Genomic DNA, 14275 nt, shown 5'->3' with positions numbered 1-14275 from the left:
AAATAATTTGGACACTAATGTTAAATATAACATTATATCAATACATATAAACAGTATAAAATAAATGATATTCTGCATCAAGCAAATATATATATAATTAGAAAATTGAGTCTAATATGTCACCTAATGGGAACTCCACTTCCGTCTCATATTCAACACCTTCTTCAAAACCAGCGTCGAAATTACTCCTCAGATGAACTTTTTTAGTACTTTTGTCATAATCGATTGCACCACCACCACCAATGTGAGCTGATAAATACGTATGATGCACCGAAGTTATAATTTTAAACTTCCCTAGTGTGAACGTATGCGTTCTACCGATCTTAAATACCGCTGCACCTACATGCGCTTTCAGCTCAACGATTTTTTTATCCGTAAATGCTGCGCCTTTGAGTTCTGCATCGGCTACCAACACATTTCCAACCAATTCATCTTCATATTGAAGCCCTCCTCCATTAGGGCTGATTTTAGTTTTAAGAGAGCCTTGTAAGAACGTCCATTTCGCTTTCATAGATGCACTGCGCTTTTTGACCTCATACTCGTGCTCACCAGTAAAACCAGTTATATTTCCTTCCAAAGATGCTCCCGGTACAAATGCGTTAAATCCAGCTGTAAATCCGGCAAAACCCTTATCCCAGCTATAGCTACCTGATCCATAAGTTTTTATACCCCAAACATGGACTGGATCTTGTAACACACTCCACCCTCTCTCTGTATTTATATAAGTGGTGTTTCCACTGCTGTATGTTTCTCCAATTTTTTGATTTTTGGGGCACTCATCACATTCTCCTCCCGTTGGATCGCTTCCTGTTACAGGATTATTACCCATACCATTATAAGGTGACCAGAATTGTCCTTTAGGGTCAACAGATAACCATCGGCCTATTTTACTGTCGTACAATCTTAAGTCGAAGTTATTAAATCCTGTGGCGGGATCTTTCTCTGCATATGCTCCCTGATACTCATAACGATAGCCATTACCACCTTGTCTTGCAATACTACCAAACGGATAATAATCATTATACTGCATCACATCCAAGACACCGCTACTTGTTCGATTGCGGTTGATCACTACTTTTACACTACCGACATTATCCCGCATCTCATAGGCATATCCTCCACCGCTGACCGTAAACATACCCAGGCGTTCGCTACCGTAGACTGGAACCTGACTAAAAGTTGTTCCTGTCGTTCCTGTATAAGTCGCAATATTGTTTCCCAAAGCGTCGTTTACATAATATGTGGAACCATTAGCATTAGTCATACTAATACGATTACCACTCTCATCATAGCCATAAGTAACAATCGGAGTTGTCATCGCTTCGTCGTTGTATATTCCGATTACATTTCCTCGGACATCATATCTAAGATACGACGCCACAACACCTTTTGTTTGTTTCTTTAATCTGCCGATCTCATCGTATAAATAATTCCCGTAGGTTCCAGGCGCCGCTGTACTGCCAACCGCGCTTAACTTATTGGTTGAGGCTTCATATTGATAGTTGTTAAAATTTTCACTAATCGCACCATCCCCATCAGTTCTTACAATACTTTTGATGTTGCCATTGGCATCATAAGTCAATCCGTATTCTTTGAAGCGACCTTCTGGCGTGAAAGTATTCGCTGCAAAATTAGGAATCCCCCATGTTGCTGCACTTAACTGATAATTTGGGTCATAACTGTAAGTATACATCGACGGCGTTTCGATAGCACTGTTTCCAGCTGTCTTTTTACTTTGCCAGCTTATGCCATTTACGTTACCGTTGTAGTAGTTAGGTTGCCCAGTAGCTATGCTGGTGATGGATGTACCAGGCCTGCTGTAATCATTCGGAAAATATTCTAACTGCATACCGAAAGCATCAGGCAAAAACGCGCTGCTTCCATAGCCATCTTTGCCAGGATCTTTTGCCGGATCTCCACTACTATGGTTAATGCTTTTCAGCATACCATCTGCGGTATACACATAGTCAATTCCCTGTAAATTATCCCCTAATTCAACCCGCTTTAGCGACCCATGAGCGTAATAGTAATATTTAGCATGCTGAATTTTGTTAACGTCATCCCGGCTTGTCTTAACGTTAACTAACCTGCCATCAGCATCATAGTCATAATAGTGGATAAATCGCTCAGCAGCTATATTTTTTTGATAATCTACTTTGCTTACATTACCTTGAGCATCATAGGAATAATCAACTGTCTTTTTCGCGCTCATTCCGTTAATTTGCTTAACAACCCAGGTCACCCTGCCACGGTCATCGTAGTTGAACCAGGTATAGTTATTTCCGTAGCGCGTATAGCTTACTGCCCCTTTGAGAAAAAAACCATCCTGGACATATCCGCTCACCCCGGTGCTATTTGGTGTATCGTAAAACGTACTAATGTTTTGTGATTCTGTGCCACCGGACAAGCCACCAGTGATTGAATTACTTTCCAATACAGTTGTGTTTGTCCGTAAATTCTGAAACGAAAAAGCGCTACCTGACGGAACCAGATATTCGCCGGATTTGATTGGTCGGCCATATCGGTCGTAGTTTGTAAATGAATATTTTTCAACATAGCCTGTACCTGCATTCGAGGGATTCCTTTGTAAGGCATTTTGCGAAAAACGTATTTTTCCATCCTTTCTATAGATGTACTCGGTTCGTCCCCCATCTGTAGAAGTGCCTGCTATCATCCGGCCTTCACCGTCGTGTTCGAAAGTAGCAATAAAGGGGATGTTTGTTGCATTAGTGTAACTACCGGGACTGACAAGATATGCTTGAACACCATTCGGTGCAACAGTAGCAACCAATTGATTTTCCCAATTATAGAAATTGTAACTGATATCACTATACTTTTGAGTGTAACTAACAGATACATTTGTCCCGGGAAGGGATATCACTTTGTAGTATCCTGCTCCTAAAGTATTTCCACTAGCAAATGAGCCTGTAATATCTTGTTCCGACTGCATTTCTATAAGTTTATAGGTGCCGCTTATATTTACCGGTGCCCCATAAGCCAGTTGGAAATACTGTATCGTTGTTGCAGGTGATTCTTCAAGTAAACCAGGAAAGTTACCTACTGTGCTTTGTGGCCCATACGAGTTTGTTTTAGTGTAGTTGTAATAAAAAGTGTTGGCTGATTGAACTACAAATTCCGCATTGTCATTTGATGCTGATATGGCAAGATTGAAATTATCACCTGCACCGGAATAAAACAGATTACCATTTTTATAAACCTCAATCTGATTACTTGAACGTACAGCTAAGCCAACTATGTTATCTTCAGCGGAGGTGTTCGCTAAATAACCAAATTTGATGGTTGCTTTATAATTTTGGGGGGGAGTTGTGATAGAAAATGAGCTACTAACTGTCAGTATGCCATTCGCATCCGCCCGGGCATTCATCAACAGGTTACCAGCCAAATCAGTAATAGATAATGCAACACTTCCATTTGGGTCTTTATTAAAGCTCAATAACGACCTTTCAGCTAAGTTTGATGGCAATTCGCCAAGGGGGATGCTCGCGTTGATCTTATTTCGCATTTCGAGATAACGCACTAATTCACTTCGTACCGGAAAACTATTACTGCTGCTCTCGCGCCCCATACCCATTTTTAATTCATTACCCACTCCTGCTGAACGCTTGCTGGCACCTGAACCGTCACGGTAAAAATCTGTACGGCTGTATGGATAAGCGCTTGCTGCGACGTTGGGCTCCAATGTATTATTATTACTGTAGTACCATCCTAATGTTGATGGTTGAGTATTTCCTACCGGATCAGGATTATTGGTTTTCTCATTTGGATTATAAGGAAGATTACCATCAAAATTTTTGTAATCATATGCTGTCCCGGAGGCAGTTTGGACAAAATTAGGTTTATAATCAAATGTAGACTGCCCGATAGGCGCGCTGAGCGTTGAGCCTATGGAGCGTCCCTCCGCATCATATAAAGGCTGGCTGGCCAAAACACGTGCATCGGTTTCACTTTTAACTTGCGATTGCAACAATTTACCGTTATTATCGAAAAAGCTTTTGCTCGCGCCTATTTCATTACCATCTTCATCATATTGTAAAGTGTTAACCCAGTTCATGTTGTTATTATCCGGCGATATAGCAGGCATTACCGTTATGCTTAATGAATAGGACGATGTTCCGTTGTCATTATAGGCCGTTATCGTGTAATAGGCTTGAGAGGCTACAGCAGATGGTGTTCCAGTGATTGCTCCTGTTTCTTCGTTAAAAACCAGTCCCTCGGGCAAGGCCGGTTCTATACTATATTTCAGTCGTTTCACTTTACGAATCATATGGTTATTGTAATCCGCAACGTAAATATCTCCTGCAGCATCGAGGCAAAGTCCAAATGGGCTATAGAAACGTACGACTGTGCCTGTACCATTAACCATCCCCGACGTTTGATTCCCTGCGAATGAACTTACTACACCGGAAGATGTAATCCTGCGGATCATATGATTATTCTGATCAACAACGAAAACGTTTCCGGATGCATCGACTGCGGTACCATTTGGCGTGTTAAAACTTGCGGCAGTGCCTGTTGCGTTGTTGTAACCGGCAGTCCCATTACCCGCAAATGTACTCACGCTCCCACCTGATGTAATTTTTCGGATCAGGTGGTTCAGACGGTCTGCTACGTAAACTGTGCCGGAACCATCAATACATAACCCGATAGGGCGGTTAAAAGTCGCGGCTGTCCCATTTCCGTTGGCCGCCCCCTGACTTCCGCTCCCAGCAAAATTACTTACCACGCCTGCCGGGGTGATCTTTCGGATTTTGTTATTAGCATAGTCAGCCACAAAAACATTACCGTATTTATCGACTGCAACGCCTGTTGGATTATTAAAGCTTGCTCCTGTACCTGTTCCATTAGCGGAGCCGGCAGAACCACTACCTGCAAAGGTCGTTACCACGCCTGAAGGCGTGATCTTGCGGATTAAATGATTTTGTTGGTCTGCTACATATATGTTTCCGGAAGCATCGATAGCCAAACTTGCAGGGTGACGAAAACTCGCACCAGTACCAGTTCCGTTCGTTGCTCCCTGACTTCCGCTCCCCGCAAACGTGCTGACTGTGCCTGATGGACTAATCTTCCTGATCAACTCATTCTCAGAATCGGCAACATAAATGTTGCCGGAAGCATCCGCCACCGTTGATAGCGGCCAGTCGAATTCTGCTACGCTTGACGGGCCATTTTGCCAGCCTGGCGAACCTGTTCCCGCCAATGTACTTGTCCGCTGCCCTGAATTAGTCACCGCACCTCCCGTATTCGTTGGTGACAACGGGTTGATAGTAGTTCCTACATAATATGTTTGCGGCCCCGGATAAGAAATGTTCGGTGCCTGTCCGTAGCTTTCACTTATTAATATTATTAAAAAAGGCAGAACTATCGACTTTGTTCTTCTTATTTTAGAAACTGCACTTAATAACTTATTCATGTGATAATAGTGTTAAGGTTGATGCTATTGATTGTCTTTTCCGTAATTATATCTCACAGACTTTATCAATGGAACAGTTGATTTCCCCAATATCTCCTTGTATGTACGTACCAATCTTCCGGCAGCATCATACTGGAAACGGGTATATAAGTTATTGCCTCCTAATACATAAGACAATTCCCCGGTCACGGAATCGTATACATAAGCTGTCGTCGCCGATGACAATGGCTGGAATCTGAAATCGTCAAAATACAGGTCTCCGCTTGCTCCATTATTTTTACAAGCCACTTTCAAAATATCCGATGCCCCCATGGATGTGATTGCACTTGCGGGAATCGTCATTTCCAGCAGATACCATCCGGCGGCAGCCCTATTATAGTTTTGCGCAGGAACAATTGCAGTATTGCTACCTATCTGATAGTAAAGAACAGCTTGATTTACATTAGAACTTGATGGTTTAACCCATACCGCCAAATGGTAATCCCTTGCGGACGATGTCAAGCTGCTTCGTGCTACGGAATAGGTGAAACCAACCTGTCCCGCACTTACCCGAAGACTTTTCCGTCCTGTGTGAACCTTGGTAGTATCGTTAGATAATATGGCACCTCCTTCATTCATTATGTTACTAGCATAATTTCCGGAATTGATCATCCCATCCTCAGCTCCTGAATAAGCTATCTCCCAATACTGGGCAAGGCTACCGTTAAATAGCACCTTATTGTTATAATCTGTACGGGTTGCGCTGTAATAGCCATTTACATCGAAAGCTTCCAGCACATTGGAATACACGTTATATTGGCGAATATCTGATGTACGCTGCCAGTTATTGTTAGTACTACCTCCGGATGAATAATAATCTACGAAATTACTATAAGCCCCATGATCAAGCCAACGATAAGCACGTTGCTTCCGCCAGACACTTTGGCTCACACCAACGCCATTCTCATCTCTTATGGTGCCTGTTTTCGCCCACGTCTGCGCATTAGCAGAAATGACCTCGGTCGGTTGATTAGCGGCATTTACGCGAAATGTATAATTTGTTGCTTCTTGGGTCAACATATGCTTATTCAATGGATTATTAGTCTTTAACCCCATCTCGGCAAAAGAAGATACCCGATAGGCAGGCTTCACCTCATTAATAAAACGGTTACCGTAACTATCTGTGGTGAGCGTCTTGATAACTGCCCCACTATAAAAATCATAACCTAAATTCCTTTGCACAGCTCTTGTGCCGTTTTTATAATCGATCTGGGTTACTCCTGTTTGAATCGAAGGATATGTTTCTTTAGCGCTCATGATGAACTCCTCATTACCCTTTACTAAATATTGTCCTTGAGGGGCTTCCGTAGCATATATTCTGGAGTTTCCATAACGCTCCTGAATTACTCCTTGATTTTCATAACTAACACTGTTGTAATTTCCCATCCTCGATTCATAACTTGAGGATTGCTGCTCAAATGGCTGATCGTTAAGATCGTCGTGTAAATAGTTGTTGATCGTTTCTGTTAGTTTGTTGCCTGTGGCATCATAGCGAATCACACGCTTTAAATTCCCTACGCGCGATGTAAAATCTTTAATAGACATGTTTTTTCTGCTGGACGCATAAATGTATGCCTGTTTGGTGACACCGCCATAAGTTAAACTTCTGGAAGTGTTTAGATTAGACACGTAATTTGTTCCAGCGTCATCTTTAATGCCCAGCATGTTTGATTTGAATACCTCATACTGATATAAAGTACTTCCTTCGACCGGCACTTCTGTCCCATCTGGAAGTACTGTCAAATCCTGAACTTTCACATATTCATACATTACTCCCGGCGCCGGAGCTTCTCTTGCTATTGCTAACAAATAATTCATACTTTTATATAACAATCGCCGATAATCCTTAATAACATTTGAATAATCAATCTGGGAATTATTTAATGTGGCACCAACGTTGTCTGTTGGTAACCCTGAAGGATCATAGGACGTAATCCCTGAACTCCCCTGTGAAAGAATGTCCGTAGTGTATCCTGGTAAATTATATGTATAGCTAGTACGATTAGCGTTTCCACTGAATGAGTTGACTGTTATATCTTTTACCCTTATCCCACCACCATAACTTTGATTGGTATTGGTAGTCAAATTCCCTGTTACGATCGTATGAGAATAATTATAACCGCCAACATCTTCTATCCAGTCCGCAAATGCCTGCGGCACTTCAATCATTATCTCATTATCACTGTAAATCTGCTCAATCTTGGTGTCCTCATTATACTCTTCACTGGACTTCACTGAATAACGGCCAACATGAATATCTTCCTCTTTAATAAACTTCAGCAAATAGATAGGAACTTTGCGACCGACGGTAAATAGTTCAGAGGCGGAATATTCTGAGGATACCGTGGCGATATATGTTCTGCCAAATGCCTTGGTAAAAGAATTAACTATAATCGAGTTATTTTCACTCAATACAGCTCGATTATATGTATCCCCTTCATAATTAACGTCGATCTGTCCGCCTAATGAAGTTTTAATCCGGCGTAAGGACCATACATCCGTGCTCTTGTTTGAAATGGCAGAGGTTCGCCTTGCCATAGTCTCATTATTGCTGTTATTAGCTCGATAGTCAGATTTATAAGCTCCCCAAATGTCATAAGCGTCTTTATTATAGGGCGGATTTTTCGTTTTATATGCAAAAATTGATGACTGGATGGCTGCAGAAGCGGCTCCTATGTATTTAATTGTAACAAATCGAATTGGGGTCATATCTTTTTTTGACAGAACTACTCCATAATATTGTGAACCAGGAAAACCCGGATTAGTGAATGTCAATATATCGCCAATTTGAATATTTGAATATTCCTCTCCGCCTCCAGTTACCTGTAAGGTCACCTCTCCATTATCCTGACCAGACCCGACTAAAACTGAAACTTTATTTTTTGCCTCAGAGCGATCTAGATCGTACTCAAACTCTGTTAATGGCTGAACATGACTACCCCCTTTACCCTGAAAATCTATTGACGTTAAGGTAAGTTTGCCTAAATTATCATCGGGATAAGCAGCTGGCTCCATTTGATAAATAACGCCATTCGAGTCATAACTATTAGGCAATCCTTTACTTAAGGAATAATCATAATTTAACTGAATTTTCCTTAAGCATTTAGTTTTAATCGCTTCCGGAATATCATATTTATCTATAACATGCTGTCCAAAGTGAATTTTTTGGTCACTATTATAACAATCTGCCGGTCCTTGGTAATAAAAATGGTGATTATAATTTGCACTGTTCTGCCTGATAGAGCTTATTGTTAAGCTTCCTAATTGATCATTATTAATTAAATAAATATTATTTAGCCGAAGAGTAGCTACTGGATGTGTGTAATAATTTAACAAAAATTCGTTCCCTCCATATTCTAAAGGTATTGGACATTCTTGTTGATACGTTGGCTTGTAATTTGGTTCCTCATCAGAAAGGCGATTCCAAAATGATTTCCCATCTGCTCGAAGCTCTTTTTCAAAAATCGCAGTATGTGTTTTTGTGACTACAGCATCGAGATAATAAACATCTTTCCGACCATTTGAATAAGTTTTAAACTCGTTATCAATGTCCCTATTGAAACCTTGTGACGGATTACGCCAATTATATTCTTCAGCCCATTTACCATATTCAAAACTTACCCAATAACCCCAATCATCATTTGTAAGCCCATTACTTGACCGATCCACATAATCCGGTCCGGTAATAGCAGTTAAATACCACGTATAAGCATACGGTGCATTTTTTCTAAGATCGTTAAATCTTTGACCGTTTTTATCTTGCTGTGTTCTAGTTCTTTCTAAAGAACTGTAAGCCGGTAATGCATAATGATAAGTAACTCCCGAGGCATTCGTAATCATGAAACCGCCAATCTGATCTTGCAAGCTATTTTGCGTACTACGAGTAAACCCTGCTGCATTGCAATCTATAAACCCTTTGCTTGCAGCAGTTCCGTTTATTATCTCTCCATTAGTAAAATATTCAATGTGCTTAGAGCCCTCTAGCCTGTTGTCTATGACACCACTATAGCCGTTAACTCCGCTATATCCAGCAGTTGAAGTTCCGGTCGTTGGTGCTCCGAAATTATACCATGTATTTGAAAATGCAGTTGTTGATTGCTGGTATGTATTTGAAAAGTCATTAATAAATCTAAACTGTCTTTTACGATTGACAGTTGAAAGTCCCGTTTCTATTTTTTGCTGATATACATTCTTTTCAGATGCCCCACTAAATATTTTATTTTGGCTGTAAAGAGTTCCTTGAAATAAATATGGACGAATGCTACCGGATAAACCTTGCGCTGTGACTGAATAGTCATCAAAATTGGGGTATGTGCCCCCAGTTAATTTTTCAGCATCTGGATTATCTACAATATTTCCTCCCTTTGCATCCAATAAATAATAAGTATCATCGGCTGTTTCATCAAAATCCTTAATATCAGTAGTTGAATTGTGCCCATACAACACTCCGTACGTATGTACCGTTGCCGTTTCATCTGACCAATATCTTACATTTTTATAACTAACACCAATACTAATTCCTGGCAAAGGTATTCCAAAACCCCAGCCAGAAGATTCTGTTTGGATTTTCCCTGTGTTAGCATTGTGCACAGATGCAGATCCTCCGCCTACCGTCAACGATGCCTTTCCCCCTGAACTGCTGATCGAGCTGCCTAAAAGTGATGTGCTCATTCCCCCCCCATCAGAATAGCTTACTCCCGCTCCCGCTCTAACATTCACTGTTTTGAAGTTCGTAGATATACCCACACTTCCACCAATTCTTAAACCCTCTTCTCCATTCTTTCCACTTCCAGCACTTAAATTTACTCCCATAAATGATTCACCAAATGGAGTGATGCCAACCGATGTACTCACACCGAATGGTGTTCCTTTAAGCCCTAAGGTAAAGCCTACCGACCCTCCTACTCCAAATCCCTTATAAGTATCTTGGGAAAATGAAAGACCAAAATTCACCGAGCCAGCGCCAACTCCAATGCCTACATCAACGCCAAATGTCTTGGTACGCCCCCCTGACCAAAAAGTTCGCTGAACACCGTCCACACTATCCCAATCGTCAGCGTACCCATTTACATTTCTGTTAATCGCCCCCGGATTCAATGACCAGCCCAGCCCAACCCATGACGCTTCCTCATTGGGCTGAATTCCGGCATGATAGGATAAAGATAAAGGGTACCCTCCGGCAGGTCCCGGAACTTCTAATAATGGTAAATTATAAGTAAAATCCCCGGTTAAAGGGTTTACCATATCCGTTGTATCGATCGGTTCAAAGCTGGTTGCTTCCGGGGCTGTTGGTCCTGAAGTTAAAGCATATGCAATTGTCGGCGCCAGTGTTTGATTAAGTATCGTCAATAACAAAAAAGTAGCCGTAGTTCTTTTCAGCTGTAGTAGTCTTTTTTTTGTGAAAGGCATAGAGGATGGGGAGTATTAGTTTAGGGAATTATCTATTTTAATTTTGTCTATCTTTTGAATTTCCTTGCTGTCGAACCTGAAAAGCAGATCCCCGGTTCCTAAACCAAATTCGTTCACACGAATAAGCCAGTTGTTACCATTTGTGATATTTTTCTTTTCGAAGCTAATTAGCAGTTCATTTGCATGACCTACGCCATAAGTAGGTTGATAATAGCACCCTTTCGGGTTAATGCTTTTACCTGATGATGTCAGCGTAATCAATTCGTTCATCCGAAATGAGAATGTCTGTATAATTTCGCTGTATTTGCTAAAATCAAGCTGGCGAAATACTTCTTTATTGTTCGCCGATAACCTCAGCACAAAATATATTTTGTCTCGTCCATTATCTTTGCGTTGGTTTTTATTTTGCTGGAGCAGTTGTTTAGGTCTGTAAACCAAATCAGCGTGTATATCGCCGATCTGTTCCGATTGTACTAAGCCGTTATCAGCGTCCTGAATATAGGAGATTAACTCGGTTTTATTCTGAAAAGAAGGTTTACATGATGAAATCAGAGCCCCCGTTACAGATAAACCCAGAATTAATATAAAATTATTTACTACCCTCTGTATATTCATCATTCAGCTCTTTAACGACCTCATCAGTGATATCCAAACCCTCTCTTGCATATGCAATTGTGCCGGATTGATTGGCAATAAGAATCATTTTATAATTATGCTTCTTTCCGTATCTCGTCAAAAACGAATTGATTTGAGTCACTACGGTTTGGGTGAGCTTAGCATCCTCTTGGCGAGCATTGTCCTGTATCGCCTGCTGATAATCCGACATTTGCTTCTGTTTGGAGCGTATCAACTCTTTAGCCATCGATTGCTCTTTTGCAGACATTCCTGCCAACGTTTTCTCGTAATTTCCGATAGAGGCTTTAACCTCATTTGTCATGGTGTCTATGTTAGCCTGCCATGCTTTGGCTTTCGTTTGGAAATCTTTCTTAGCTTTTTCAGACCCTTTAAACTCATTCAGCACCTTACTGGAGTCTACGTATGCAATACGATCATTTTTAAAGGCGGTTTGATATAAAAGAAAAAGCACTATGATCGAAATCAGAAATTGATAAGCGTAGAAGATCCATGATGTTCTACCGACATTTGAAGATTTAGAAGGCATGCAGAAGTGATAATTATTATTAAATTTTAGATAGTTTTGCCACATGATGGCTAAAAAGACTATAGTTAACTTTAGTACACAAAGCAGAGAGCTTTGTACTTGTTGGAGAAAAATTCATGTGATAAGGACTAATATTTACTGATTGCTAAAATAGCGATTTTGCCGCTTTTTACAAATATTTTGTAATTTAAATTGCTATCAAAATATGATAGTTGTGGCGTTGCAATTTATCGTTGCAAAACTTGTGATATACTATAACAATTTGGAGTATGTAAAGATTCGTTTGAAGATAAACTTCACCTAACATCATATTATCAATTCTTATTATTATCGCTGATAAAATCTGCTCCTATGCTACTATGGAGTATTTTATTGACTATCATATCAGCCGCAGGCTTACTATAGTGATTACGATCAAACATATAGGGGACATTTCCGGGTAAAACACCGTCAATTATTTTGTAAACATTAATATAATTATGAAATTTAGGTTTCAGGTAGTCGTTCAGCTGAGCAGCTCTTTTGTTAAGATATCTTCCGGCGAGTGCATGGCCATACTCATATTCCTTTGCTGCTATGAGCGGATAGCTCAATTCGTAAAGCTCATTCTGACCAATAATGATGGATTTAATGTGGTGATGCCGGAAATAGTCAACCGTCGCATTTAAATCTTTTAAGAGCCTGGCCTTGTCATTACCATTATTGATCCAATTCGCACTGATAATTACGCCGTCGATTTTGTCGCTTTTTAACGCTACAAAATGTTCATACACCTCACTCATGATTATTTTGCACCGACTTTCGCCGTTTGGTCTTACAATTGGCAAGCAACCACTTGCCGTCGCTTGCAATAGATTAATATTCATCTTGGCAAAAACTTCCCGCAATGATTGTGAAAAGTGCGCGGCATGACTGTCGCCAATCAGCAATATATTTTTCATTTTAGGCCTTAGTCTCAAGCAGTTGCTTTGATTGAAAGAATTATCCTTGGAATCAATAAAACAGCCTGTTCCTTTGAACTGTTGTTGTCTTTGTTTCAAATGAGTCTCAGAATAGGATCGGATTTTTAAGGTACCAGCCTTAAATAGTGATTGGTTGATGCTGTAATTGCTACAACAAATCAAAACGACCGCGAGCGTTGCTATTGCCCATAAGATGGTCTTACTGGCTAATTTTTTATAACTTTCGACAAATTGGTAAGATAGGTAGCCCATGAGTAATGTCGCTCCAACCATTCCCAAAATTACAGTAAGGTTTTTTAGTTCCAATCCAATATAACCAGCGATCACATATATCGGCCAGTGCCATAGATAAATCGAATAAGATGTTTTACCGATAAACTGAGCAACCGGATTATGTAACAATTTCCAATCGTTTTCATTGCAAACGATGATCATATATGTTGCAACAACGGGAATCAACGTAAATATGCCTGGCCAGGTCATTTTTGTACTGATAACGAACAAACATCCAAAATTCACTCCGTATCCGCAAACAGCCAAAGCCTTGCGATATTTGAAGTTGTTGAAACACCTTTCACTAAAATAGGCCAACCCGCCAAACAACATCTCCCAGGCACGACAGTGTAACAAGTAAAATGCAGAAGTCGAGTCTTGTTTGCCTATCAGGAGCATTGTCACTAAACTGAGTAGAGTTAATAAAGCTGTAGGAAGGAAATAACCAGATTTTGTTTTCCTGATTTTGGTAAGAAAAATAAAAAATAAGGGATATACCATGTAAAACTGCCATTCAGCGGACAAAGACCAGGTATGTAACAGTACATTATCATCTGAGGCTTTCGCGAAATAATCCGATGTCTGCCAGTATAGCACATTCGAAACAAAAGCAAGACTTGCCGCTGCGTTTTTTTGGAGAACACGATAATCTGACGGAAAATAAAAAAACGCACATATTGAAGATAAGATGAATATCATTACAATTAGCGGTGGAATTATACGCTTCAGGCGTTTTCCATAAAAATCACGCAGGCTGAAATTATCTTTCGAAATACCACCTACAATGATCTTCGTCATCAGGTAGCCCGAGATGACGAAAAAAATATCTACGCCGGCAAACCCCCCATTAAATCCCTTAACCTTATAATGAAAAAGTAATACTCCAATAATTGCGATTGCACGAAGAATATTAATATCGTACCTGAATTTTTTAGCTGCTTCTGTGACTTGCGACATGGAATATAATTTGAATAGTTATAAAGCGAATTTTCGAAATAT

At 40.4% G+C, this 14275-nt stretch carries 5 protein-coding genes; all 5 read right to left on the bottom strand.

The window, feature by feature from the left end:
* Window positions 1–97: 97 nt before the first annotated feature.
* The 5 genes from IM792_RS16210 to IM792_RS16190 all read right to left on the bottom strand — a co-directional run bounded on the left by IM792_RS16210 (window position 98) and on the right by IM792_RS16190 (window position 14233).
* Window positions 98–5431: an RHS repeat-associated core domain-containing protein gene (locus IM792_RS16210; protein WP_194102947.1), complete on the bottom strand. Its 5334-nt coding sequence runs from the start codon at window positions 5429–5431 to the stop codon at window positions 98–100.
* A 24-nt stretch (window positions 5432–5455) separates the two neighbouring features.
* Window positions 5456–10879, bottom strand: coding sequence for a hypothetical protein (locus IM792_RS16205; RefSeq protein WP_194102946.1), 5424 nt, complete (start codon window positions 10877–10879; stop codon window positions 5456–5458).
* Between the two features lie 15 nt (window positions 10880–10894).
* Window positions 10895–11497, bottom strand: coding sequence for a hypothetical protein (locus IM792_RS16200; RefSeq protein ID WP_194102945.1), 603 nt, complete (start codon window positions 11495–11497; stop codon window positions 10895–10897).
* Window positions 11469–12041 carry an OmpH family outer membrane protein gene (locus tag IM792_RS16195; protein ID WP_194102944.1) on the bottom strand — a complete coding sequence of 191 codons (573 nt, stop codon included), beginning with the start codon at window positions 12039–12041 and terminating at the stop codon, window positions 11469–11471. Before IM792_RS16195 ends, IM792_RS16200 begins: the two co-directional genes overlap by 29 nt.
* 314 nt (window positions 12042–12355) lie before the next feature.
* A complete protein-coding gene (locus IM792_RS16190) occupies window positions 12356–14233 on the bottom strand; it encodes an acyltransferase family protein (RefSeq protein ID WP_194102943.1) in 1878 nt (625 codons plus the stop codon).
* Between the last annotated feature and the right edge of the window lie 42 nt (window positions 14234–14275).

Origin of the sequence: Mucilaginibacter sp. JRF (genome assembly GCF_015223065.1) — a bacterium.
Lineage (GTDB): Bacteria > Bacteroidota > Bacteroidia > Sphingobacteriales > Sphingobacteriaceae > Mucilaginibacter.
This window is presented reverse-complemented; position numbering and strand designations above follow the sequence as displayed.